This is a genomic window from Thalassospira sp. SM2505 (genome assembly GCF_054901115.1).
In genome coordinates this window covers 485,934-512,379 of the sequence record NZ_CM142731.1, presented here as the reverse complement: position 1 = coordinate 512,379, position 26,446 = coordinate 485,934, and the positions used below count along the sequence as shown (strand labels likewise).

The 26,446-nt window shown below is 54.5% G+C and carries 19 protein-coding genes; 12 read left to right on the top strand and 7 right to left on the bottom strand.

Going from position 1 to position 26,446, the window contains the following annotated elements; genetic code table 11:
- The first annotated feature begins 62 nt into the window (after nt 1-62).
- The 3 genes from ACTU44_RS02325 (at nt 63) to ACTU44_RS02315 (ending at nt 2,955) form a co-directional block, all read left to right on the top strand.
- Nucleotides 63-1,037 (top strand): DUF2333 family protein, encoded by a 975-nt coding sequence (locus ACTU44_RS02325; protein ID WP_114096438.1) that lies wholly within the window; start codon nt 63-65, stop codon nt 1,035-1,037.
- Nucleotides 1,038-1,200: 163 nt separating this feature from the next.
- Nucleotides 1,201-1,770 (top strand): NifU family protein, encoded by a 570-nt coding sequence (locus ACTU44_RS02320; RefSeq protein ID WP_462096564.1) that lies wholly within the window; start codon nt 1,201-1,203, stop codon nt 1,768-1,770.
- 198 nt (nt 1,771-1,968) lie between these two features.
- Nucleotides 1,969-2,955, top strand: coding sequence for a glucosaminidase domain-containing protein (locus ACTU44_RS02315; protein WP_462096563.1), 987 nt, complete (start codon nt 1,969-1,971; stop codon nt 2,953-2,955).
- A gap of 100 nt (nt 2,956-3,055) precedes the next feature.
- On the opposite strand, the gene ACTU44_RS02310 is transcribed toward ACTU44_RS02315, so the two are convergent.
- On the bottom strand, nt 3,056-3,514 hold the full coding sequence (locus ACTU44_RS02310; protein WP_336079764.1) for a hypothetical protein: 459 nt from the start codon (nt 3,512-3,514) through the stop codon (nt 3,056-3,058).
- A 276-nt stretch (nt 3,515-3,790) separates the two neighbouring features.
- Between ACTU44_RS02310 and ACTU44_RS02305 the strand changes: the two genes are divergently transcribed.
- A complete protein-coding gene (locus ACTU44_RS02305; protein WP_462096562.1) occupies nt 3,791-4,996 on the top strand; it encodes an APC family permease in 1,206 nt (401 codons plus the stop codon).
- A gap of 86 nt (nt 4,997-5,082) precedes the next feature.
- Here the strand turns inward: ACTU44_RS02305 and ACTU44_RS02300 are convergent, their stop codons facing one another.
- Nucleotides 5,083-7,350: an NADP-dependent malic enzyme gene (locus tag ACTU44_RS02300; RefSeq protein WP_114096433.1), complete on the bottom strand. Its 2,268-nt coding sequence runs from the start codon at nt 7,348-7,350 to the stop codon at nt 5,083-5,085.
- A 429-nt stretch (nt 7,351-7,779) separates the two neighbouring features.
- Here ACTU44_RS02300 and ACTU44_RS02295 point away from each other — a divergent pair, with 429 nt between their 5' ends.
- Nucleotides 7,780-8,760: a hypothetical protein gene (locus ACTU44_RS02295; protein WP_462096561.1), complete on the top strand. Its 981-nt coding sequence runs from the start codon at nt 7,780-7,782 to the stop codon at nt 8,758-8,760.
- Between the two features lie 15 nt (nt 8,761-8,775).
- Here the strand turns inward: ACTU44_RS02295 and ACTU44_RS02290 are convergent, their stop codons facing one another.
- Complete coding sequence (locus ACTU44_RS02290) at nt 8,776-9,276, bottom strand: hypothetical protein (protein WP_462096560.1); 501 nt, start codon at nt 9,274-9,276, stop codon at nt 8,776-8,778.
- A gap of 184 nt (nt 9,277-9,460) precedes the next feature.
- On the opposite strand from ACTU44_RS02290, the gene mutS reads away from it, so the two are divergent.
- The 4 genes from mutS (at nt 9,461) to trpS (ending at nt 18,385) form a co-directional block, all read left to right on the top strand.
- Entirely contained in the window at nt 9,461-12,184 is a 2,724-nt protein-coding gene (mutS, locus tag ACTU44_RS02285) for a DNA mismatch repair protein MutS (RefSeq protein WP_462096559.1), read from the top strand.
- Between the two features lie 229 nt (nt 12,185-12,413).
- Nucleotides 12,414-15,155: a [protein-PII] uridylyltransferase gene (locus ACTU44_RS02280; RefSeq protein WP_114096429.1), complete on the top strand. Its 2,742-nt coding sequence runs from the start codon at nt 12,414-12,416 to the stop codon at nt 15,153-15,155.
- 515 nt (nt 15,156-15,670) lie between these two features.
- Entirely contained in the window at nt 15,671-17,230 is a 1,560-nt protein-coding gene (murJ, locus tag ACTU44_RS02275; protein WP_462096558.1) for a murein biosynthesis integral membrane protein MurJ, read from the top strand.
- Between the two features lie 153 nt (nt 17,231-17,383).
- Nucleotides 17,384-18,385: a tryptophan--tRNA ligase gene (gene trpS / locus ACTU44_RS02270; RefSeq protein ID WP_336080435.1), complete on the top strand. Its 1,002-nt coding sequence runs from the start codon at nt 17,384-17,386 to the stop codon at nt 18,383-18,385.
- 80 nt (nt 18,386-18,465) lie between these two features.
- On the opposite strand, the gene ACTU44_RS02265 is transcribed toward trpS, so the two are convergent.
- Together ACTU44_RS02265 and ribA are read right to left on the bottom strand one after the other, a co-directional pair.
- Nucleotides 18,466-19,947 (bottom strand): hypothetical protein, encoded by a 1,482-nt coding sequence (locus tag ACTU44_RS02265; RefSeq protein ID WP_462096557.1) that lies wholly within the window; start codon nt 19,945-19,947, stop codon nt 18,466-18,468.
- Between the two features lie 134 nt (nt 19,948-20,081).
- Nucleotides 20,082-21,239 (bottom strand): GTP cyclohydrolase II, encoded by a 1,158-nt coding sequence (gene ribA / locus ACTU44_RS02260; RefSeq protein ID WP_462096556.1) that lies wholly within the window; start codon nt 21,237-21,239, stop codon nt 20,082-20,084.
- Nucleotides 21,240-21,626: 387 nt separating this feature from the next.
- On the opposite strand from ribA, the gene ACTU44_RS02255 reads away from it, so the two are divergent.
- Complete coding sequence (locus tag ACTU44_RS02255; protein WP_114096425.1) at nt 21,627-22,316, top strand: response regulator transcription factor; 690 nt, start codon at nt 21,627-21,629, stop codon at nt 22,314-22,316.
- Between the two features lie 244 nt (nt 22,317-22,560).
- Here ACTU44_RS02255 and ACTU44_RS02250 read toward each other — a convergent pair whose 3' ends face one another.
- On the bottom strand, nt 22,561-23,256 hold the full coding sequence (locus tag ACTU44_RS02250) for a YggS family pyridoxal phosphate-dependent enzyme (RefSeq protein ID WP_462096555.1): 696 nt from the start codon (nt 23,254-23,256) through the stop codon (nt 22,561-22,563).
- Between the two features lie 67 nt (nt 23,257-23,323).
- Between ACTU44_RS02250 and ACTU44_RS02245 the strand changes: the two genes are divergently transcribed.
- Both ACTU44_RS02245 and ACTU44_RS02240 read left to right on the top strand, forming a co-directional pair.
- The gene (locus tag ACTU44_RS02245; RefSeq protein ID WP_462096554.1) at nt 23,324-23,956 is read left to right on the top strand and encodes a thiamine phosphate synthase; all 633 of its coding nucleotides are present in this window, start codon (nt 23,324-23,326) and stop codon (nt 23,954-23,956) included.
- Between the two features lie 38 nt (nt 23,957-23,994).
- Nucleotides 23,995-25,215: a glycosyltransferase family 9 protein gene (locus ACTU44_RS02240; protein ID WP_462096553.1), complete on the top strand. Its 1,221-nt coding sequence runs from the start codon at nt 23,995-23,997 to the stop codon at nt 25,213-25,215.
- A 97-nt stretch (nt 25,216-25,312) separates the two neighbouring features.
- Here ACTU44_RS02240 and ACTU44_RS02235 read toward each other — a convergent pair whose 3' ends face one another.
- Nucleotides 25,313-26,341 carry a porin gene (locus tag ACTU44_RS02235; RefSeq protein ID WP_462096552.1) on the bottom strand — a complete coding sequence of 343 codons (1,029 nt, stop codon included), beginning with the start codon at nt 26,339-26,341 and terminating at the stop codon, nt 25,313-25,315.
- Nucleotides 26,342-26,446: the final 105 nt, after the last annotated feature.

The window sequence follows — 26,446 nt, the reverse complement described above, 5'->3', positions numbered from 1 at the left end:
CACTTGCCGTTTGGGCAGCGACACCCTAGGTTCAAGAGCTGAATTAATTCACGGGACAAGTCATGATTGAAGACGATTATCTGTATAAAAAGGGCGGAATGTCTGGTTTCGGGGCACGCCTGAAAGGTATTTTCGGATCGCGCAAATTCTGGATTCGCAGCCTTGCCGTAATCGTTCTGATCGCGCTGGTCTATTATCCTGCGGGCATGGCGCTTGTACATCGTATTGATGACAATCCCGATTTTACCGGCAATTACCAGGGTGGCAGCCATGCGGTCAGCACCGCTGCCGGTCTGATCGACCGCGAGGTCAACCAGAACCGCTGGACCGCGAACGACCCGTTCTTCCTGCCCGGTAGCGCACTCGACAATATGCCGAACTTCCAGACCGGCATCATTTATGCCCTGTCGCGTTTTTCGATTGAACTGTCCGATCAGATCGGGCGTACCCGCGGATCAAGCCAGGTTGACCCCGATCTTGATGATGCCGCCGGGCTTTTGAAGTTCCGCGGCGACAAATGGGTGTTTGATCCGACCGTATCGCTGCTGCCCGGTGTGACATCCGAACAGCAATACCGTCAGGCCATCCGCGCACTTGAAAATTACAACAAGCGCCTGACCACCGGCGAGGCCGTGTTTGAACGCCGCGCAGACAATCTTCAGGAAACACTGAACCGGTTTGCCAATGACCTTGGTTCGGCATCGGCCCTGATTGATGACAAGGTCGATGCACCGTCCCTGTTTGATCGCACCGCCGATGACGTGTTCTATGCGACCAAGGGACGCCTTTATGCCTACAGCCTGATCCTGCGCGATCTCGGAACCGATTTCGAACAGATCATCAATGAACGGCAAATTGCGCCAGCCTGGGCAGAAATGATCGGATCGTTGCAATCAGCCGCCGCCCTTGATCCACTGGTTGTGGTGAACGGGTCAGCGGACGGGATCATTTTCCCCAACCATCTGGCGGGACTGGGCTTCTATCTGTTGCGCGCACGCACGCAGATGCGCGAAATCAGCAGCATCCTGCAGCGTTAAGCGTCATTGCGCCCCGATCTGACCGTACGGGGAATACCTGACTTGCGCGCTGCGACTTGATCTTTTCCGCTTTTTGCCCCATTTAGGGGCTAACCTAATGAAATGCAGATTGTTGAGCGGGCAGCATAAGCCCCGGCAATCAGAGTGAGAGGACAAGCCGACCATGTTCATTCAAACCGAACCGACCCCGAACCCGGCGACACTCAAGTTCCTGCCGGGCGAAGAAGTGATGGGCCGTCTGGGCACCGCGAACTTCATTAAAAGTGACGAAGCCGTCAAATCGCCGCTTGCGCGCAAGCTGTTCGAAGTTGATGGCATCGCCGGTGTCTTCCTTGGCGGTGATTTCATCACGATCACCAAGGACGATTCCAAAGACTGGCAGACCCTGAAACCGCAGATTCTTGGCGGTATCATGGAACATTACACCTCCGGCCAGCCGGTTCTTGACCAGAATTCCGATGCCGCAACCGGTGCCAGCACCGCTGCCGAAGGCGACAACGAACTGGTCAGCCAGATCAAGGAACTGCTTGATACCCGTGTGCGTCCGGCTGTGGCCCAGGACGGCGGCGATATCGTCTTCCACAAGTTCGAAGACGGCGTTGTTTACCTTGAGATGCATGGCGCATGTTCGGGCTGCCCGAGCAGCACCGCGACCCTCAAAATGGGTATCGAGAACATGCTGCGTTATTACGTGCCAGAAGTTCAGGCCGTCGAACCGGTAATGGCTGACTGATCTTTCCGAGTCGTTAAAAAAATCTTTAGCCCGGCGCAAACTTTTGCCTGCGCCGGGCGTTATTATTTTGCGTAAACGGGAAGGTTTACGCGGCGTTTTCAACTTGTGGAAATATTGCCCGTTGCGATCTTTGGCGCTGGAAGGCATAGATATCGTCCACTTGGGATGGACAGTGTTACTGATCCTGGAGATACAAGAATGACTAGCGCAAAAACAGGAAATTACCGGAAAATTGCGCTTGCTTCGGTCACCGGAGCAATCGGTTTACTGTATGTTGGCATTTTTGCCGGAATTGATGTCTCTCCGACCCCGGCCGGGTTCGGGATCGATATCCCGGCAGCCAGCCCGAAAGAAGTCACGGTCACAAAGAAAAAGCCCGTTTATCGCCGGGGACCTGAGGTTGTTGCACTTAACCAGTATTTCAACAGCATCGGTTACGACCTGAGTGATATGACGGAAGTACCGCGCGTCTATATCAAGCGCGTCCCCAAGGGTCTTGGGGAACTGGCATCCGTTGACGAGCGCAAGACGCTTTTCCTTCGCATCATGTTGCCGCTGGCCATGCGGGTGAATGAAGAAATTGCCACCCGTCGTGACCGCCTGATGGCCATCCAGGCCAAAGGCATTTCCGGCACTCCGGTCAGTGCGGCGGATCAGCAATGGGTTGAGCAGCTCATGAAACGTTATCGCGTGACCGATGGCGGCATCACGGCTCTGCTTGAACGTATTGATATTATCCCGACCTCTCTGATCCTTGCCCAGTCGGCCGAGGAAAGCGGCTGGGGCACGTCGCGCTTTGTCCGTGCAGGCAATGCCCTGTTTGGTCAGTGGGCGTGGGGTGATGAAGAAGGGATCGTTCCCAAAGATCGCGAGGAAGGCAAGAATCACGTCATCAAGTCATTTGGCAGCCTGATGGACAGTGTGCGCGCCTATGCCCGTAACATCAATTCCCATCCGGCCTATCAGGCCCTGCGCGAACGCCGCGCGGTTCTGCGGGCCAATGGTGACCTGATCAATGGTTGGGACCTTGCCGAAACCCTGACCAAATATTCAGAACGCGGCGAAGAATATGTCGACAGCCTTCATGCCATCATGCGGGCCAATGGCCTCAATGAGCTGGATGGTCTGACCTTTGCGGCTGGCGATGTTCCCCCGCCGCCAAAAGTTCTGGCCTCACTTGACTGATCACGGTCGACTGGATGGACCAACAGATAAGCAAAAGGGACCCCGAACGGGTCCCTTTTTTACATCATCGCACGACAGTGTCAGGTGGCGGTCGGAAATCTTATCGCTCCCCGCGATAGATCCAGCCCTTTTCGGACTTCAGCAACCGGATTTCGTTCTCGACCGTGCGCCGGTCACCGGGCTTGAATTCGCCTTCCTTCATTGCCAGCATTTTGGTTTTCACCAGATCAATCGCGTCACTGACCGTATTGCCAACATCATCCATATTTCCGGCAGCCTTGCCCCTTTCGCTGACATCATCGGCAAAGTCGGCGATTGAACGATCAAAGACCAGCTCATAGCGCACCATCACAATAACCTCGTCATCTCCTTCGGAAATGCTGTTGGTTTTGGTGACATTTTCCACATGGCCGACCTTGGCATAGGGATCTTCGCGGAAACGTTCGATCACCGCTGTGGTGATCTCGTCGGCATTCGGCCCGCTGGCCTGTTCGTCTTCACAGGCGGCAAGAAGCGGGAAAAACATGAAAACAGCGAGAAATCGGGTCAGCTGGCCCATACGGCATTTCCTATTTTTTGTGCAATAATGGCATGACATGTTGGTCATATGCCCAAATCATGTGGCAAAAATCGGGTCAAATTGCCTTTGCCACCATATGGTATCACATAAGATATCCATCCATTATTTCAGAAACGCCGTGTCTGGTCAGGACCATATTTCGATCAAAATCGATATCCATGCTGATGCATAATCCGGAACTATGCTCTGGACAGGACACCAAGCTTGATCCTTTATGAATCAAGGCATTGCACCCAAGGCTTCTGGAACTGAATTGTGATTTTTGATCTGATCATTGCATTTGCGACTGTCTGCGTTGCAATAGTCCTGTCGATGCGTTCTGTCGCCTATTTTCCCTTGTGGCGTGCCGTTGTTACCCCGCTTGCATCAATCATTGGCAGCGGTTTTTTGTTGCTTGGCCCGATCCTGAATATCGGATATGGCGGCTATGCGCCGCTGATCATGCTGGTTCTGTGTTTTGTCGCCTATCTGTTTGGCGGTGCGATCCGCTACAATATCGCATCGGGTGAAAAGGCCATTCAGGATGGCGACTTTGGCCCGCTTGCGATCCGGATCGAAACCCTGTCCTCCTGGGCGCTGGCCTTTGCCTATATCATCTCGGTTTCCTATTACCTCAATCTTCTGGGTGCCTTTGCGCTCAGTCTCACACCATTCAAGTCCGGTTTTGACGCCAAACTTCTGACCACCGCAGTTTTCATCACTATCGTTCTGGTCGGATGGTCGCGCGGTTTCAAAAGCCTTGAGAAGATGGAATATGTATCGGTCAGTTTGAAACTGGCGATCATTGCCGGGTTGCTGGTCGGTTTGATGGCGCATTTCGGCCATCGGGCGCTTGATGACGCCCTTATTTTCAATCCGGAAAAAGTTACCGGCTGGTCCGCTGTCACGCTGACCTTCGGATTATTGATCACCGTCCAGGGCTTTGAGACATCGCGTTATCTTGGATCGGAATATGATGCCAGAACCCGCATCAGATCGATGCGTCTGGCCCAATGGCTGTCGACGGCGATCTATCTGGTTTACATCCTTTTGATTTCATATGTCTTTCGCCCCGATCAGATGTCGCCATCTGAAACCGGCATCATCGACATGATGAAGATTGTCGCCCCGATCCTGCCCTTCCTTCTGGTCGCAGCCGCGCTGGCATCGCAATTCAGTGCGGCAGTTGCCGATACCAGCGGATCGGGTGGTCTGTTTGCCGAACTGTCGCGCAAGCGTATCAGCGAGCGCCAGGCCTATTTACTACTGGCTGTGATCGGCATTGCATTGACCTGGTCGGCCGATATCTATGCGATTGTCAGCTATGCCTCGCGCGGATTTGCCATCTATTACGGCTTGCAGGCGGGCTTGAGTGCGGTGATAGCGGCCAAACAACAAGCTGGCTGGCATCGGGTCGGATTTTACGCGTTGCTCGCCGCATTGGCCGCTGTCATCGCAGTTTTCGGTCAATCCGTCGAATAGCGCCTGCATCAACGCAGCATAGAGACAAAAATGGCGGAGACTGAAAATCAGCTCCGCCATTTTGCAAAAATCATCAGACCTTTACCTTAACCGTGCTCGGCCTCATGAGCAGCCAGGGCGGCAAGATTGACAAGATCATTCACGGTCGAGCCCATCTGTGCGATCTGGGCCGGTTTTTCCAGCCCGATCATCACCGGACCAACCACCGTACCCCCGCCAAGCTTGTCCAGAAGCTTCGATGCCGTCGTTGCCGCATGAAGGGCCGGCATGACAAGCACGTTGGCCGGACCGGACAGGCGGCAGAACGGATAAAGCTTCAGCAATTCGGTATCGAGCGCGACATCGACCGCGATATCACCATCGAATTCGAAATCGACATTGCTGCGTTCAAGAATGCCAACAGCTTCGCGGATACGGTCGGTATCAGGGCTGTAGGGGTTGCCAAAGGTCGAATGCGACACCATCGCCACACGCGGCTCATGACCAAGCTGACGGGCCTTCTCGGCAGCCTGGATGGCGATCTCGGCCAGTTCTTCGGCATTGGGAAGGTTGTGCACGCGCGTATCGGCGATAAACACCGTGCGGCCCTTTGCAATCGCGATCGAAAGACCCATCGGGATTTCGCCCTGCTTGGCATCGATCACGGTTGCGATATCGGTAAAGCTGCGTGCAAAGTTGCGGGTCAGACCGGTGATCAGACCATCTGCATGACCCTTTGCCACCATGACGGAGGCAAAAACGTTACGTTTCTGGTTCACCATGCGCTGGCAATCACGCCACAGATAGCCTTTGCGCTGCAGGCGTTCATACATGAATTCGGCATATTCGGCATTATGACCCGAAAGTGCAGCATTGTTGATTTCAACACCTTCAAGGCTTTCGATGCCAAGTTTCTTGGCACTTTCATGGATGCGATCTTCGCGTCCGATCAGGATCGGCGTGCCATAGCCCGAATTGCGATAGGCCACAGCTGCACGAATGACCGTTTCCTCCTCGCCCTCGGCAAAGGCGATACGTTTCGGATGCGCACGGACATAATCGGAAATCAGCTGAAGATGGGCGGCCGTCGGATCAAGACGACCACGCAGCTGGTTTTCATATTCTGCCATATCAATGATCGGGCGACGGGCAACGCCACTATCCATTGCCGCCTGGGCAACGGCCTTTGGCACCGCAATGATCAGACGCGGGTCAAACGGGGCCGGAATGATATATTCCGGACCATATTGCAGACGACGCCCGGAATAGGCCGCAGCCACTTCGTCAGGCACATCTTCACGCGCCAGCGACGCCACCGCATGAGCCGCAGCAATTTTCATTTCCTCGTTGATCGTCGATGCCTGAACATCAAGCGCACCACGGAAGATATAGGGGAAACCAAGCACATTGTTGATCTGGTTCGGGTAATCCGAACGCCCGGTCGCACAGATCGCATCATTACGGATCCCGGCGACTTCTTCCGGGCTGATTTCCGGGTCCGGGTTGGCCATGGCAAAGATGATCGGCTGTTTGGCCATCGATTTGACCATCTTGGCCGTCACTGCCCCCTTGACCGACAGACCAAAGAACGCATCGGCACCATCCATGGCTTCTTCAAGCGTACGGGCATCGGTTTCTGCCGCATGCGCCGATTTCCACTGGTTCATGCCATCTTCGCGACCTTTATAGATCACGCCGCGCGAGTCACACATGATGACATTGTCCGGCGACACACCCATGCTTTTGACCAGCTCGCAGCAGGCAATCGCCGCCGCACCGGCACCATTGATGACAAGCTTGATGTCCTTAAGCTCGCGCCCGGTCAGGTCGCAGGCATTGATCAGGCCCGATGCCGCAATGATGGCCGTGCCGTGCTGGTCATCGTGGAAGACCGGAATATCCATCACTTCGCGCAGGCGCTGTTCGATGATGAAGCATTCCGGTGCCTTGATGTCTTCAAGGTTGATGCCGCCAAACGAAGCCCCAAGGAAACGCACGCAATTGACGAATTCGTCGACATCCTCGGTCGAGACTTCAAGATCAAAGCCGTCAACATCGGCAAAGCGCTTGAACAGCACAGCCTTGCCTTCCATCACCGGCTTGGAAGCCAAAGCCCCAAGATTGCCGAGGCCCAGAACCGCAGTCCCGTTGGAGATGACCGCAACAATGTTACCCTTCGAGGTGTAATCATAGGCAGTGGCAGGGTTTTTCGCGATTTCAAGACACGGCACCGCAACGCCCGGTGAATAGGCCAGGGACAGGTCGCGCTGGGTGGTCAGCGGCTTGGATGCGGTGATTTCGATTTTGCCGGGGCGGCCGCTGGAATGAAACAGCAGCGCTTCGCGGTCACGAACCTTGATTTCTTTATCTGACATTATGTTTTCACTGACGCTTGCGTGGTAAGTTGGAAAGCAATCTGCATTGCGTGTGTAGTTTATCCTGATCGACATAAATTCGGTGTGGGACCGTCATGTCGGACCGCCCAATAAATCAGGCTTCGCGCCCCGGGTCAAAGGCGACGTTAACGGCAACCGCAAAATTACGTAGCGTTTTCTGTATGTTGCGATGCAACAATACACATCCTTACCTGTATATTTTGATCCTGTTTTCGCGATTGCCAGTTGACCGCGGGTCCGATCATGACAAATCTGTTGGCAAATAGACGTGATTTTTCAGTGACGTAATTGCGCGATCCCGATCCTGCCATCCGGGCATAAAACACGTTGCAGCGCGCAATAAAGGACGGATTTCAAACGGAAAAACACCTTTTCCACGATCCGGAAAAACTCAGGGGAAACAGGGTGATGCAACCGCTTCTAAGGGTTCTGACCATCATCGGAATGACAATCTGCGTCGCGACACCGGGCGTAATGTCCGCAACCGCAGGCGAAACCGTTTCATTCCCCTTTGATCCGGCCACAGGTGAAAGCCGCCTGTATGATGTGGTCAAAACCCGCGAAACCCGGCGCAATCTTCAAAGTGATCAGACAAGTACCAACCGCCTGACCATGTCGATCCCGATAACCGTGACGGGTAAGGATGATCAGGGCTTTGAAATGCGGGCGTCCTATAACGACATCGCCATTACCGCACCGAATGCCGATGACCCGGCCTATCGCCTTGCCACCGGGCTTGCCAGACTGACAGAGGGTTTCGGTTTTGAATTCCGCACAACCGATACCGGCGTTCCGGTTGCCCTGACCAATATGGAGGCGGTCAAAACCGATCTTCTGCCGCGGGTCTTTGCCAAACTTGATGATGTGATCGCGCATTATACCGATAATCCGCGCATGGCCGCGACCCTTGATCCGGTGCGACAGGCCTTTGCCAATATGTCAGCCGGGGTCGGGGTTCAGATCACCCTGCGCGATGTCTTGCCGGTCTTTTCGGTCACGGGGATCGAATTGCCACTTAACGAACCGCTTGCCATCCATCGGGAAATACCGTGGGAGCTGACCGGATCGAACCTTGTGGTCACTGGCGAGATGAAAATAACCGCGATCAATGAGGATCAGGCGACCCTCACGCTCAGCCAAAGCTACACCCGTGAAAGTGTGCGCAACGGCATTGCCTTTTTGCTTTCGCAGATGGCGGGCATGGACAAGGCATCAATGGAACGCACCACCAAACAGCTCCGCGCCTGGGAAGATTACGACATCCAGACGACGATTACCGCCACCCTGCCGCGATCTGGCGGATGGCCGACCCAGATCAACCATCACCAGACCTTTATCGCCGCCGGTCAGACGCAAACAACCCGCCTGAGCTACAGGCTGGCCAACTAAACGGCCTTTTGGTCGCTATTTCGCGACATGCAGATGGATGTTGGTGGCCCCATGTTTTTCCAGAATGGCTTTTGCCGTTGCTTCGGCACCTTCCATCGACGGATCAAGACGCACCCACAGGATCACGGAGCCTGCATCAACTGCACGGGCAAAATCCTCGGTATGCGGGGTGGATGTGACTTCATCAATGAATTCACGAAGGGCAACCGCGCCAACCCCTGCCCCGATCACAATGGCTGCCGGGGCGGTTGCCGCCCCGCCAAACAGGGCAATGGCACCAGATGCCACCAGCGGCACTTCATATTTCACTTCACCGACCAGTGCGGTCAGCACATCTGACCAGGACCGGCCGTCTGATCCGGCGACATCAATCGATTCATGGGAACTCAGAACCGAAAGATCGGTTCGCGCAAAACCACTGCCCCGCAGTGCATTCACGGCAGCATTAAAGCTGTCTTTCGTATCGAACAATCCGACCAGTTCCGGGGCCTGCGAGGTGGTCTGTTCTGCTGCCATTTTGCGCTCTCCTTGGTGACTGTTTTCCGCTACAAGAATGTCAGTACACATCGACAGTCCTGTCCGGTGCAATACATATATATTTTACGGAAATTCAGGCGTTGCAATGGCATAGGTCAAAAACTATGACTTCGCACTTTGCCACCTCTCGTCAATGCCTTCAGGGTTTGCTATCACAGACGTCATGAACAACATCGCTGATACATCCGACACCACACCGACCGCGCCATCCTTTTCCCGTGAAGGCGCAACACCAATGATGATGCAGTTCCTTGAAATCAAGGAACAGTATCAGGACTGCTTGCTGTTTTATCGGATGGGCGATTTTTACGAGCTGTTTTTTGACGATGCAGTCAAAGCCGCCGAAGCCCTTGATATCGCCCTGACAAAACGCGGCAAGCATCAGGGTAACGAAATTCCCATGGCCGGTGTTCCCGTCCATAGTCACGAAACCTATCTTCAGCGTCTTATTCGCAAAGGGTTCCGTGTTGCTGTCTGCGAACAGATGGAAGACCCGGCAGAGGCCAAAAAACGCGGTGCAAAATCCGTGGTCAAACGCGGTGTTGTCCGCCTGATTACGCCGGGCACCCTGACTGAAGACAGCCTTCTCGATGCACGGCGCCACAATTATCTGGCAGCCGTTTCGGAAGTGCGTGGCAAGGTCGGTCTGGCCTGGCTTGATATGTCGACCGGCGACTTTTTTGTTCAGCCCTGCGATATGGCAGGCCTTCCGGCCGCTCTGGCACGGCTTGATCCGGGCGAAATCCTGTTTTCGGAAAAGATGCTCAACCGCGCAGAGGTGTTTGACATTTATGCCGAATACAAAAACATCATCACGCCGCAGCCGACTGCGCGCTTTGATGCCGAAAATGCCCAGCTGCGCCTGAAAAAGCTCTATCAGGTCGAAGCCCTTGATGCCTTTGGCGGGTTCGAGATTGCCGAACTTTCCGCAGCCGGGGCGCTGATTGATTATGTCGATCTGACCCAGAAAGGCCAGATGCCCCGTCTGTCGCCCCCGACCCGTGTGGCCGAGGGTGCGGCGATGGAAATCGATGCCGCCACCCGCCGATCACTGGAACTGATCCAGACCCAGTCGGGCGAGCGCAAGGGATCGCTTCTTTCGGTCATTGACCGAACCCGGACCGGGGCCGGGGCACGGTTGCTGGCCGCCCGTCTGTCGGCGCCTCTGACAAATGCCGAAGAAGTCAATAAACGCCTTGATCTGGTTGAATATTTCCATGATCGCGATGCGCTGCGCTCGGACCTGCGCGCCGCCCTTGGGGAATGCCCCGACATTGAACGTGCGCTGTCGCGTCTGTCGGTTGGCCGTGGTGGTCCGCGTGATCTGGCCGCGATGCGTGATGGTCTGGCCTGTTCCTTTGCGATTGGCAATCTGCTGGCCAAGCCCGATGGCGGCAATGATGGCCTGACCACCCAGCCAGAGGCACTTGGCGATCATTTGACCGCAATGGGCCATCATGGCGATCTGATTGATCTGTTGCGTCGGGCAATGTCGGAAAACCTGCCGCTTCTGGCCCGTGATGGCGGCTTTATCGCCGGGGGATATCACCCGCCGCTTGATGAATTGCGCATGCTTTCAAGCGAAAGCAAAAAACTGATCGCCAATCTTCAGGCTCGTTATACCGAGCAGACCGGGATTTCAAATCTTAAGGTCAAACACAACAACGTTCTGGGCTATTTCATCGAGGTATCGGCCAAAACCGCCGACAAGATGATGGAAGAAGACGAGTTCATCCACCGCCAGACCATGGCAAATGCGGTGCGTTTCACCACCGTCGAGCTTTCCGAACTTGAAAGCAAGGTCTCCAAGGCAGGCGACCAGGCGCTTGCCCTTGAGCTTGAACTGTTCGAGGAACTGGTTGCCGCCGTTCTGACCAAGGCCGACGCCATCGCCAAATGTGCGCAGGCATTGGCCGGTCTTGATGTATCTGCCGCCCTTGCCGAACTGGCCCGTGATCAGGGCTGTGTGCGCCCGAACATCGATAACAGCCTTGCCTTCGACATTCGCGGCGGTCGCCATCCGGTGGTCGAAGCGGCCCTGCGTGAAAATGGCGACTCACCCTTCGTTGCCAATGATTGCCGTCTTGAAGATGAACAAAGCCTGTGGCTGATCACCGGTCCGAACATGGCCGGTAAATCGACCTTCCTGCGCCAGAATGCCCTGATTGCAGTTCTGGCCCAGATCGGCGCATTCGTTCCGGCGGCCAAGGCCCATATCGGGGTGATTGACCGGCTGTTTTCGCGCGTCGGTGCGGCCGATGATCTTGCCCGTGGCCGATCGACCTTCATGGTCGAGATGGTTGAAACCGCATCGATCCTTAATCAGGCCACCGACCGGTCGCTTGTCATCCTTGATGAAATCGGGCGCGGCACGGCAACCTTTGATGGCCTGTCGATTGCTTGGGCTGTGGTTGAAAACCTTCATGAAATCAATCAATGCCGTGGCCTGTTTGCCACCCATTATCATGAACTGACCGCGCTTGCCGCCAAGCTTGCCCATCTGTCCTGTCACACCATGCTGATCAAGGAATGGCAGGGCGAGGTCGTGTTCCTCCATGAAGTCGGTGCAGGCAGTGCGGATCGTTCATACGGCATTCACGTCGCCCAGCTTGCCGGTTTGCCAAAACCCGTGATCAAGCGCGCCGAACAGGTTCTGAAAACCCTTGAAAAGGGCGAACAGGGCGGCGCGGTTTCCAAGCTGGCCGATGACCTGCCACTATTTGCGGTGGCCATCGAACAGGCCGCAAAGGAAGAACGTGCGAGCACCCCTTCCCTGTCGGATGGTCAAAAGGCCCTTCTGGATGCAGTTGCCGATCTTGATCCCGATAACATGACCCCGCGCGAAGCCCTTGATGCACTTTATCGGCTGCGTGCTTTGAAAGACTAGGCAATCAAAACTGGATCTGGCAAAGCTGGATCTGGCGCATGAAAAACAGGCACCTTGCCCTTATATGAGGCAGGTGCCTGTCTTGTTTTGACGAGCAAGCAGCACGATCTAACAGCCCGGATTTCGGCACAGCACATGCATAGGGTGCGGTCGCAATAAATTGTCGTTACTATGGTATTGGCTTTAATCGGCACTCAGACCGCAAGCAGGCGCAAGGAAACCGACCAACGTGACCTACAAGATCAAGAAGCAGCGCGAAATCATCGACCGGAAGACAGTCTTTGCCGAGCTTGAAGCGATTGCAAATGACCCGGATCTGAAAAACTTCAAACAGCGCACCGCAGTTCTCAAAAAGCTGAAATCGGTCATGGAGGCCGGTCGCACTGTCATTCGCACCCGCTTTGAAGCCAGCAATTCCGGTCAGGAAACGGTCTTTTCCAACAGCTTCCTGATGGATCAGCTGGTGCGCCTGATCCATGATTTTGCCATCAGTTTTGTCTATCCGCTGCATAATCCCACCAATGAACAGCGCATGTCGATTGTCGCGGTCGGCGGTTACGGGCGTGGCGACATGGCACCGCATTCGGATGTCGATATCCTGTTTCTGTTCCCCTACAAACAGACCGCCCATGGCGAACAGGTGGTTGAATTCATTCTTTATATGTTGTGGGATCTGGGTCTTAAGGTCGGTCACGCCACCCGGTCAGTTGATGATTGCCTGCGCATGGGCAAACAGGACATTACGATTCGCACCAACCTTCTAGAAAGCCGGTTCGTCTGGGGCGATGAGGAAACCTATAATCTGTTTCGCACCCGATTCATGGATGAACTGGTCAAGGGCAGCGGTCTTGAATTCATTGAAAAGAAACTCAATGAACGCGATGACCGCCATGTCCGGATGGGGGATTCGCGCTATGTGGTCGAACCAAACGTCAAGGATGGCAAAGGCGGCCTTCGTGACCTGCACACCCTGTTCTGGATCGGCAAATATCTTTATCGCGTCAATTCACCGATGGAGCTTGTCGACCTTAAGGTCCTGACCCGCAAGGAAGCACAAGGCTTCCTCAAAGCCCAGAATTTCCTGTGGGCTGTGCGGTGCTGGTTGCACTATCTGTCTGATCGCGAAGAAGACCGTCTGACCTTTGACACGCAGCGCGAAATTGCATCCCGCCTTGGCTATACCGATCATGCCGGGGCCTCGGGTGTCGAGCGCTTCATGAAACACTATTATCTGATGGTCAAACATGTCGGCAACCTGACGCGCATATTCTGTGCCGCCCTTGAAGAACGCCATCAGCGTCGCCCGCTGATCCGTTTCCCCGGCAAGCTGTTTGGCACCAAGGAAATTGACGGGTTCGAATTACGCAATGAACGACTGACCGTTGAAAATCTCGGCGTTTTTGAAGAAGACCCGATCAAGATTTTGCGCCTGTTCCTGGTCGCCCATCAGAACGGGGTCGGCATCCATCCCGAAACCCTGCGTTGGGTGACGCAAAGCCTGAAATTTGTCGATCACAAATTGCAAAATGATCCGGTTGCCAACGAGGTCTTTCTTGAAATCCTGACCCACCGCAACAGCCCCGATATTGCCCTTCGCAAGATGAACGAGGCCGGGGTTCTTGGCCGTTTCATCCCCGATTTCGGGCGTGTCGTTGCCCAGATGCAATATGACATGTACCACACCTATACCGTGGACGAGCACACCATCCGCGCCATTGGCATCCTCAACCAGATCGAAAATGGCGAACTGGCCGGAGACGCCCCTGTGGCCACCCGGATCATGGGCAAGGTTATCTCGCGGCGTGTGCTTTATGTTGCCGTCCTGCTTCATGATATTGCAAAGGGACGAGGCGGTGATCATTCCGAGCTTGGGGCCGAGGTCGCCGAAAAACTCTGTCCGCGTCTTGGCCTGTCACCGGCCGATACCGAAACCGTTTCCTGGCTGGTCAAGGCCCATCTGTGGATGAGCCTGACCGCCTTCAAGCGTGATCTCAATGATCCGACCACGATCAAGGCCTTTGGCGATCTGGTGCAGTCACAGGAACGTTTGCGCTTGTTGCTATGTCTGACCGTGGCCGATATTCGCGCGGTTGGCCCGAATGTCTGGAATGGCTGGAAGGCAACACTTTTGCGTGAGCTCTACTTTGCCACCGACGATCTTCTGTCGGGTGGCCTGAACGCCGACAGCCGCGATTCGCGTGTTGCCAATGCACAGATGGCCCTGCGCGAGGCACTGGCCGATTGGCCAACGGACGATATCGAAGACTTCATTGATCGCGGCTATCCGTCCTATTGGCTCAGTTTCGATACCGATGTGCATGTCAAACATGCCTATCTGACCCGCGATGCCAAGAAAACCGGTGCCGAGATCACCGTTGATGTCCGCATTGATACCGAAATCGATGCCACCGAAATCACGGTTCACACCACCGACCATCCGGGCCTGTTTTCCCAGATTGCAGGTGCCATGGCCCTGTGCGGGGCCAACGTTGTTGATGCAAAGATTCTGACCCTTGCAGATGGCATGGCGCTTGATACCTTCTTTGTTCAGGACACCAATGGCGAGGCGTTTAACGACACCGCCAAGCTCGAAAAGTTGCGTGAAACCCTTGAACAGGTGATTTCGGGCCGCCTGCGTCCCAGTCATGAAATCGAACGCCGCCAGACCAAGGACAACTCGCACCGCACCGCCGTCTTCAAGGTCGAGCCGAACGTCATCATCGATAACAAGGCCAGCCGCACCCATACGGTGATTGAAATTACTGCGCGCGACCGTCTTGGCCTGCTTTATGACATCACGCGCGCCTTGCGTGACCTGTCATTGCAGATCGCATCAGCCCGTATTTCCACCTTTGGCGAACGCGCGGTTGACGTCTTTTATGTGAAGGATGTGTTTGGCCTGAAAATCGATAGCCGGACCAAATTTGTCCAGGTCAAGGAAACCCTGACGCAATCGATTCAGAATAATTAAGACCCGTGAAATACAAACCGGATTGATCCAGCACCCATATGGCGTCCTTGACGCCACCACGGTATGGATCAATCCGGTAGTTCCAATCTCCGCGATCAGAACAGTATCTTGTCGTATGGAGAATTGTGACGGACGAGGAAGGGTAAAAAACCAAATCCGACATCGTGACCTGTTATTCACGGTGTCGTTGTCCTCGGAGTGCAGCAGGTTGAGGTGGATCCCCTTATTTCCCCGCCCGTCCAATAATGAGGCTCGCGTCCCAACGAATCCTCAGCGAATTGGAATTTAGTCCCTCAGCAACCTGTTTTCTGTGACGACTGTCACAACCGGCGAAAAAAATGCCCCGGTTCAACGACTTTCATATTTCTGTGATATAGGTCTGCCCGGTTTGCGACACCTCATTACGACTTCTTCACCTTCACCTGTCAGATTTTCATCCAGCCAGCTTGATAATTGCCGCAATTGGCGATCATCACAGCACACCCCGACGACTCTTTGAGACGGAACGCTTTCGAATGTCGCTTGTACGCTCCATTGCCACGGTGAGTGGCTTTACCCTGTTGTCCAGATTGCTGGGCTTTTGCCGCGACATTCTGATTGCCGGTATGCTGGGGGCCGGGGGCATGGCCGACGCATTTTTTGTTGCGTTCAAATTTCCAAACCTGTTTCGCCGTCTGTTTGGCGAAGGAGCCTTTTCGGCGGCTTTCATCCCGCTTCTGGCCGGTGACATTGAAAAGCGCGGCATGGAGGCCGCGCGCGAATTTGCCGCACGCGCCATGTCGATGCTGGTGCTGATTACCGGTTTTCTGGTTGCAATCATTGAAATCATAATGCCCTGGGCGATGTATGTCTTCGCGCCGGGCTTTGCCCAGGACCCGGAAAAATTCGCGCTGGCCGTCGAATTGTCGCGCATTACCTTCCCCTATCTTGCCTTTATTTCTGCCGTCGCGCTGATGTCGGGTGTTTTAAACACCCTTCACCGCTATGCCGCCGCCGCCGGGGCGCCGATCATTCTCAATATCTGTCTGATTGCCGCCCTGCTTGGCCTGACACCGATGACCGAAACCCCGGCCCATGCCCTTGCATGGGGGGTGGCCGCCGCCGGTGTCGCCCAGTTCATCTGTCTGGTCATTGCCTGCAAACGCGCGGGATTTGCCATCAAATGGCAGATGCCCAGGGTCGATGACCGGGTCAAACTGCTTGGCAAACGCATGATCCCGGGCATGATCGGGGCTGGCGTCTATCAGTTGAACCTTCTGATCGATACCATGCTGGCATCGCTTGTTTCCGACGGGGCGGTGTCCTGGCTTTATTATGCCGACCGTGTACAACAGCTCCCGCTCGGGGTGATCGGTATTGCGATTGGCACTGCTCTTTTGCCGACGCTTTCGCGCCAGTTGCAGGGGGCTGATCCCAAAACCGCGATGTATAGCCAGAATCGCGGCATTGAAATCGCGCTTTTGCTCACCCTTCCGGCCGCGGTTGCCCTTGGCGTCATGGGATTGCCTGTGATCAATGTCCTGTTTGAACGCGGGGCCTTCGGGGCCGAAGAAACCCGCATGACCGGCCTTGCCCTGATCGTTTTTGCCTTTGGCCTGCCGGCATCGGTTCTGGTCAAGGTTCTTGCACCGGGCTTCTTCGCCCGTGAAGACACCAAAACTCCGATCCGCATCGGCATTTCCTGCATGATCCTGAATATCGTTCTGATCATCGCCCTGATGCCATGGTTCGGCCATCTTGGCATTGCTGCCGCGACCTCTGTGTCGGTTTGGGTCAATGCCGGATCATTGGGCTTCCTGCTTCATCGCCGCGGTGATCTTGTGTTTGATGCCCGACTGGTCAGACGGTTGCCGCGCATCTTGCTGGCATCGGTCCTGATGGGGGCGGCATTGTGGTTTGCCATTGATGTCTTGTGGGACAATGATGCGCTTTCGGTCATGCGGATCACCATCATGACGGCCTGTGTCATTGGCGGTTTGATGGTCTATGGCCTATCGGCCCAACTGCTTGGTGCAACCAACCTTTCCGAGCTCAAGGCGACCTTCAAACGCGGAAAAGCCCCCCGCACGGAATAAATCCGGCCAATTCCCGACAAGCTGCTTGACCTCATCGCGCCGGGCGGCTTAACTCCGCGCTGCTTGCTTGCATGCTCGTCCGCCGGCGGGTGTCCAAAACCTGGCGGAGTATGCAGGCTTTATTGATCATCACTTGAAATGGACGACAACGTTATGGAACGTGTGTTTTCGGGCGCTCAGCCCACCGGTAACCTTCATCTTGGCAACTATCTTGGCGCAATCCGTAACTGGGTTGCCTTGCAGAAGCAGTATGATTGCATCTTCTGTGTTGTTGATATGCATGCCATCACGGTCTGGCAGGACCCCAAAGAACTGCGTTCCAACATCCGTGAACTTGCTGCGAGCATGATTGCGTCGGGCATTGATCCGGAAAAACATGTGCTGTTCAACCAGAGTCAGGTTTCCGCCCATGCCGAACTGGCCTGGATCTTTAACTGTGTCGCGCGTATCGGCTGGATGAACCGCATGACCCAGTTCAAGGAAAAAGCAGGCAAGCATCGCGAAAATGCCTCCCTTGGTCTTTATGCCTATCCGAGCCTGATGGCCGCAGACATTCTGGCCTATAAGGCGACCCATGTTCCGGTTGGCGAAGACCAGAAACAGCATCTTGAACTGGCCCGCGATATCGCGCTGAAATTCAACAATGATTACGGCGTTGAAGATTTCTTCCCGCAGCCCGAACCGCTGATCCTCGGTCCGGCGACACGGGTAATGTCGCTGCGGGATGGCGCGAAAAAGATGTCCAAATCCGATGCATCGGATATGGCGCGTATCAACATGACCGATGATGCCGACACGCTGTCCAAGAAAATCCGCAAGGCCAAAACCGATCCGGAACCACTGCCGAGTGAAGCAGCCGGTCTTGAAGGCCGCCCGGAAGCCAAGAACCTGATCACCATCTATGCGGCCCTGACCGACAGCACGGTTGATGCGGTTCTGGCCGAGCATGGCGGCACGCAATTCTCGGGCTTCAAACAGGCGCTGACCGATGTGGTTGTTGAAAAACTCGCCCCGATCACCGAGGAAATGGCACGCCTTAAGGCCGATCCGGCCTATATCGACAGTGCACTGGCAAAGGGTGCGGAGCGCGCCAATGCCATCGCCCAGCCGATCCTGCGCGAGGTCAAGGAAATCGTCGGCTTCCTTAACAGCTGATCAGGTCACCGTTTGAAATGACAAAGCCCGCTTGTGCATCACAGGCGGGCTTTTTTTAAACGCGGCATTGCCAAGGACGATCAGATGGCATTGCCCGTCGATTGGGGCTGGTTCTGCTTTTGCATGGCCTGATATTTCTTCAACCCGTCCATCATGGTCTGGCTGAACCATGCACCAACCGGTTCTTCTGTCCCGATATGGCTTGATGCGCGTTCCATCAGGGGGTGCATTTCGGCTGCGTCCTCTGCTGCGCTGTTGGCCGTATTGTTTGTCGCATTATTCAAGCGCGTATCGCTACTGTGGCTGACCGGGCGCGCTGTCATAGTCCCCTGATCGACGACCGCATTGCTGCTGGCAACGGCTTCTGCTGCCATGGTCTGCGCCTTGTCACGCCCAAGGGCTGCGTTAAACCGTGCTGCCATTTCGGCAGCGGATAACGGTTCACCATCTTCGCCCTGGAATGACGATTTGGCGTTCCGACTTTCCTCTTTTACCGTATTAAGCTTGGCAATACGGGATTCATGTTCGGCCATTTCCGCCGAAATCGCAAAACTGCTGCCCTCCCGGCTTACCCGTCCGCTGCTTTGCGCGCGTGCCCATACCGTATTGCCGCCATCATTGCTAAATGTCGGGCGACGAAGGCCATCACTGGCAGACGAGTTTGATGTAATGGTCTGTTTGAGGTTCGATACCGGGTTGGTAGTTCCCGCTGAGGCCATGGCAACGGCCAGTTCTGCGGGATCATTGGCGGGCAGCTTGCTTGCGCTTTCGGCTTGGCCAATCTGGGGCTCGGATTGCGGCTGCATTTGTGCAGTTTGCTGTGCCTGCAGCACCGGATTTGCTATCGGTTGTACCGATGCCGCGCTTTGCCCCCAGGGCAGATTCAGATCACTTGCCTTGATGCCATAGGCAGCTGCGTTCGAGGCAGTATTGGCCGATGCCAGAATGGTCTGGTCAACCGGGGTGGTGGGTGCTGTTTGCACAATCGTTGCCTGCTCTGCCGCTGAAGTGCTTGCAAGACCGGATGGTGCTGTTTGCGGCCCGGCCATCCAGGGCAGAACCAGATCCCCCTGATATGTGGCGTCAAAGGCTGCGACATTGGTCGGTGTTGCGGGGGTTTCGGACGCATCGGCAATCGCCGTCCCGGCATCACCGGAACCACCACCAAAGCTGTCCTCGACAAAGGCCATGACGTGCGCGCCGGTATCTTCGCCGGTCACCGCATCAACCACGGCATCAATTGCCGCCCCGGCAAGGCCAAAGACCCCGCCAAACAACCCGCCGCCAACGACACGCGCACCGTTACCCAGTTCGTCACCGGTCAGCGACCGGTAAATCATCCCGACACCGGGAATGTGTTGCAGGGGATTAATCACATCAATCATATCGCTGAATTCAAAGCCGTCCTTGCCGAACATATATTCGGAAAAGCTTCGGCCTTCCGATGTATCGGAAAGCTGGTCAGCCGCGTTGGACTGGGCAAACTTGTTGCCTGCCACATCCCCCGCGACGCCCGGAACGCTACCGGGCGAAATTTGCCGCCAATTTGCACCAATCGACATGATTGTCCTCCTCTTGCCAGATAATTTGCAAAAGGAGTGCCAATTTGGGATTTAATTAACTCATTGAAAAATAGGAATTTTATTCTTAGTAGCTCCGACGCATTCCTGCCTGTCGGAATCTTCTGCCGGGTACCCTAGAACAGATGCCCGGCCCGCTCTTTCTTGGTCTGAAGATAGAATTCATTATGACCATTGGACGGGAATTTGTGCGGAACACGTTCCGACACTTTCACCCCCCAGCTTTCCAGACCCGTCATCTTTTCCGGGTTGTTGGTCAGCAAACGCACCGTTTCAAATCCCAACTGGCGCAACATTTCGGCCGCAGGGCGGTACACACGTTCATCGGCATCAAAGCCAAGCTCTTCGTTGGCATCAAGCGTATCAAAACCACGATCCTGCAAGGCATAGGCACGCAGCTTGTTGACCAGTCCGATGCCACGTCCTTCCTGACGCAGATACAGCACAATACCGCCCTGCCCACCCCGCGAGATTTCTGAAATCGCGCCCCGCAATTGTGGGCCGCAATCGCAGCGCAGTGATCCGATCAGATCACCGGTAAAACATTCAGAATGCAGGCGGATCAGAACCGGCTTGTCCTTGGCTGGTTCGTCAATCACGATTGCCAGATGCTCCTGCCCACCATCTTCGGGACGAAACGCAATCACGGTTGCATTTTCGGCATCTTCTAGCGGCACACGGGCTTGGCTGACCTCGCGCAGACTTGCTGCCGAGGCATTTTCATATCCATTGATGCTTTCAGATTGCAGCACCAGCAAATTTTGGGCACGCGCAAGGTTTTCAAGCTGATCGGGCGCAACCGGTACGGTTACGACAGCAGGCAAAAGACGGGCAAGTTTGGCCAGACGAATGGCGGCACTTTCGGCCATCGAAACCGGGCGCCAGTCGCCCTTTGGCAATGCATCAAGATCAAGCAACGGATTGGCGATCTCGCCCAGACGATCGGCATTGATGCCTGATCGATCCGCACTGACAAAGGCGATAAACGGATCATCCTTGCATGCCCGCCCCAAGGATTTTGCCCGAACGCGCGGAATAACAATTGCCGGTGCTTCGCCTTCGCGGGCAATATCACACAGGCGATCAAAACCGATCTGCGACAGGGGTTCTGCGGCAATCACGGCAACGCTGTGGGCTTCACCATTGTCATGGCCCTGCACCAGGACGATCTCGCCACGGCGCAAATCGGCCACGGCGCGCGACACAGTCACCAGATCGGTGGCCGGGGTCAGATTGCTGTTATTTTGGGCCGGGGCGGCAGAACTTTGAGTCATCGTTATCTTGTCTTTGTGATCACAACATCGCGATCCGGTGGGTATGGGGCTGGATAAGGACCCGGATTACTTAATATAACCGCATTGGTCTGTCTGGTTCATTTCCAAGTGATGCGCAAAATCGCAGGAAGATAAACATCTTTCAAGATTTTACGACAAAACTGTCCGGATAAACCGACGACGTGACTGTATTAAGTAAACTGGGTCCTGCACAGGGTTAAAGCGAAAACAGTTTGTTCTTGAAAATGCACTTTAAGGCGCTGATCCTAGGTTATGTACTTTATATAGGGCGGGCTGGCCCGGATGTTCCAGAAAAACAAGAATGTATCCGGCAGTAAGGCAGGCCCAATATATAGACCGGATCGCGCAAGCAGCAAGGGATGGTGAATGTCGACAGGTAAACAGGTTCTTGTGGTCGAAGATGATGCAGCGCTCAGCCAGTCATTGACCGAACAGCTCCGACTGCATGAAGAGTTTGAATGCGTGGTCGCCAAAAGCGGGACAGACGCGCTTGAAGCCGCCAAGGACTCCTATTTTGATGTGATCCTGCTTGATGTCGGATTGCCCGATATGGATGGTCGCGATGTGTGCAAGCTCATGCGCCGGGCCGGTGTAAAATCACCGATCATCATGCTGACCGGTGCCAATAGCGATTCCGATACCATTCTTGGCCTTGAATCGGGGGCCAATGACTATGTCACCAAACCCTTTCGGCTTAATGTCCTTCTTGCGCGCATTCGTGCCCATATCCGCCAGCATGAACAAAGCGAGGATGCCGTTTTTGTGATTGGCCCCTACAGTTTCCAGCCAAGTGCGAAAATCCTGATCGAAACCGCGACCGAAAAGAAGGTCCGCCTGACCGAAAAGGAAACCTCGATCCTGAAATTCCTGTTCCGGGCCGGTGACAAGCCGGTCACCCGCGAGACCCTTTTGGACGAGGTTTGGGGCTATAATGCCGGGGTTACGACGCATACGCTTGAAACCCACGTCTATCGGTTACGTCAGAAAATCGAAAAAGATCCTTCCAATGCCGCAATCCTGATCACCGAGCCTGGCGGCTATAAACTGATCCCGTAACCCCGAATTCCGTCGGTTTTTTTGTATTTCTGCCGTTGGATAAAAAAATCCCGTTCCTTACGGGATTTTTTTGTCACAAACCGTTGGTTCATCCGTCTATGAACTCGGCCTGATTATCCACAGAAAATCAAAAATACGTATTTTTTGGATAAACCCGCATATTTATGGCGATAAACTCACGATATTTGCGGTTTTTGATGCCAAAACACCAAAATTCCCCTCAATTTAAGGCAATATTGGCCGTTCAATAGCCCCTTGACCCGAAAATAGCCGTTCCAACCCGGACATGCGTAGCACCAAGACGGATTGCCGCCTCGTAATCACCGCTCATTCCCATGCTTTTGATTTTCAATCCATGACGCTCGGCAATCTTGCCAAGCATGGCAAAATGCGGAGCTGGTTCTTCGTCGACCGGGGGAATGCACATCAATCCCCTGATCGGAAGTTTCAGCTCATCACGACACATTCTGATAAACTCATCCGCATCCTTGGGCGCGATACCGGCTTTCTGATCTTCTTCGCCGGTATTGATTTGAATGAACAGGTCGGGGCAAAGCCCCGTATTGTCGCGATGCTTGGCCAATGCATTGGCAAGTTTCGGGCGATCAACGGTCTCGATCACATCAAACAGCGCAACCGCATCCTTGAGCTTGTTGGTCTGAAGCGGCCCGATCAGATGAAGTTCGATATCGGGAAATTCTGCGCGCAGGCCCGGCCATTTTCCGGCCGCCTCCTGCACCCGGTTTTCGCCAAAGACGCGCCTGCCATCAACAAGTGCCTTGCGAACATGATCTGCTTCATGATTCTTGCTGACACAGACAAGGGTGACCTCGGCCGGATCGCGCTTTACCGCAGCACAGGCAGTGTTGATATTGCCCTGAATTTCAGCAAGATTTTCGGCAACATCGTTCTTGCCGGGTGACAGATCATTATCGCTCATGGATGATGGGCCTTTAAACGGTGGCAAAGAATGCACGCCCCAAACGTGCAGAACCAGGATTGTATCAATGGATGACACCCTGATAAAGCAGGCGCGCCAACTCAATTTGCGCAATGGCGAGCCAACAGGTGTCATTGCGCCGGTAATTCTGATGACAGATGATCTGCGTTTGCCCGATCCGGTGGCAGCAATCAAGCAATTACCGCGCGACAGCATGGTTATTTTTCGCCATTACGATCATCCCCAGCGTGCCCGCCTGGCCGCAACATTGCGCCAGATATGTCGGGCGCGCCACATCCCGTTTCTGGTGGCAAATGACCTTTCGCTGGCCCTTACGGTTTCGGCAGACGGGCTTCATCTTCCGCAATATCGCATCCTGCAAACGCCGCATATTTATCGGCAAATTCCACGTGATATCGTCGTGACATCGGCCTGTCACGACATGCTGACGCTGAGGCACCTCGCATTACTCCCGGCCCGATATCGCCCCGATGGTGTTTTGATCTCGCCGGTATTTCCAACCCGAAGCCATCCCGGCGCACCAACCCTTTCGCACAGAACGGTTTTGCACATGGCGAGTATTTGCAAACATCTGGGCATCACCCCGATCGGGCTTGGCGGGATTAATGCAAAAACATGCAGAAATCTGCGGTCCTCATCCCTTGCTTCTTTGGCCGGGATAGGGTTTTCTTCTGGCTGAAACCGCCCAAATCCGGTTGATCGGAGAACCACCGCAAAATGCCCCGCCATCTGCACCCATCGCGCAAAACATTCTCGCGATTTGCCTCCAGACACGCCTTTCAGTTTGGCTTGCCCAATGTCAGCACCGCTTTAATTCAGCAATCTGACGACAGTCCTGTTTATTTTACGCGCGTAAATTCCCTTTTGCGCCAACAGGTTCTTGGTACTGCCAAAGGTGTCAATATCAAGTCGGATGCTTTTCGGTTTCAGGTACTTCCACGTGCAAAATGGGCAGATACCGATTTTTCCCGAAATTCCGTGCTGTTTCTGGTGCCTGATGATGCGCTGGGCGATTGTGTTGGCATGACACTTTTCCTCAAGGCCCTTCGTCTGCGTTATCCCTCGATCAGAATTGGGGTGCTAAATAGCGGTGCGGCCTCGGACATCTTTGCGCTGGTCCCCGATATCGAGATTTATCAGCTTTTTATCTCCGCCAAACAACTTGCCCGGTTCGAACATGTGATTGACCTGAGCGAGATGGAGGGCTGGAAAGATATCGCGACCATGCCGGTTAATCCGGAAGAAGCGTTGTGCGAGGCCTTTGATATCCCGCTCAGTCCTCTGCCCCCCCGCAAGGTAGGCGCTGGCCCTGAAATGCAGATCGGGATTGTGCCGATGGCATCATCGCCATTACGGACTTTGCCGATTGATCTTGTGCGCAAGATCACAACATTTCTGGATCAGAAGAACACAAGGATCACAATCGTTCTGAATGCCTATCAGGGGGTGATGAAGGCCTATAAGGCAGCCCTCGGAGATTTCGAATCAGAAAACGTCCGGATTATTGATGGTTTCAAGACAATCGGTGATTTGGTGAGTTTCGTTTCACAGCAGGATTATATGGTGGTTGCCGATAGCGGCCCGGCCCATATCACCAAGCTGTTTCAAACCCCCGGGCTTGGGATATATAGCTCTGCTTCTGCCGATATTCTTCAGGGACGACACCAGAATTTACATAGCTGGCAAAGTGATTTTGTCGGTCCCCATTGCGCCGCGCCATGTGGTCTTGCCAAAGTGCGGGCAACAGCAGATGGAAAAATTGGCTGCATGGGAAGCTTGAACCTGTCTGCAGCTGAACTCGGCCAATTACCCCAAAAAAGCGATCCGGCTTTGGCCATCGCAATGGTGACAGATCACCCGGTACCTTGTGTTATCCAGCTTGTCCAGCAGGCACCTGATATTCTTGAAAAACTCAAAACCGACCTGAATCTGAGCTGAACAGCAGATCGACGTTCATATCCCCATTGAAGGCGTTCAAACAAAAAAAGGGGTGGCCAAAGCCACCCCTTCTTCGTCTGTATCCAATTCCGAAGAATTAGAAGTTCAGAACCAGACCGGTTACAGCGCCGTAACCGTCATTGTCTGCGATGCTTGCGCTATCAGCTTCATCGTCGAACCAGAAGATCGAGGACTTCCAGGTCACGCCGGCGCCAAGGGTGTAAGCAAGACCAAGATCAACGGTGCTGACTTCGCCGGTGCTGGTTGCCGAGGTGGAACCAACTTTGCGGTTGCCGTATTCAGCATAACCATAGGTCAGGGAAACTTTGGCAGCATCCATTGCATAGGAAACGCCTACGTCATATGCGTCGGTGTCACCAGCAGTTTTGGAGTTCTTGCCCTGTGCGTAATCGTCTTCGATGTGACCCCAGGAAGAACCAACGGTGAAGTTGCCAAAGCCAACATTCGCACCAACACCGTACCAGTTGCCTTCGCCCTGGTTTTCGCCAACAGCAGAAACACCGAAGGAAATGCCATCGAAGTCAGCCTGGTAGCTCGCGCCAGCAGAAACGATGTTGTCGCCACCGGTTGCGGTGTCGTTGTTGTTCGAACCGCTGTCGTCAGCATAGGAAACGCCAGCCTGGAAGCCACCGAAATTCGGGGTGAAGTAGGTAACGCGCTTCTGGTCGCCGCTCGACGGAACGGTATCGATCAGGTATGCGTCAACCCAGTTGGTCAGGTCGCCATCGTTAACGCCAACCGGGCCAACAGACGGTGCGGTGATGCCAAGCGAGTCAGCAGCCGAGTCGTCTTTACCCAGTTTGAACTGACCGAAACCGCCGTTTACGAACAGGTACTGTTCGTCGATCTGGTCAGAGGAGGTTTCACCTTCAAGCTCGATGACCGCACCAACTTCGATGCCGTTATCAAGGGTGGTTTTGCCTTTGAAGTGAACTTCGGTGTCGGACTGGAAGGCGTTCTTACGCTCTCCAACGTCCTGGTCAGCGAAGCCAGCCCACTGCTCCATGTAACCACCAACTTCGAGCTGGATTTTCTCAGAAGCCTGAGCGTTGCCTGCGACTGCTACAGCGACGAGCGCGCTGGAAGCAAAAAGAATCTTTTTCATCTTTACCCTCAAAGAATGACGTTTCGGGAATGAAGGGTTGAACCGAGCGGCCCTTCAATCTGTCGAAGGCCATAAAGCCAATTAAATGACTGTCGGTCAATATAC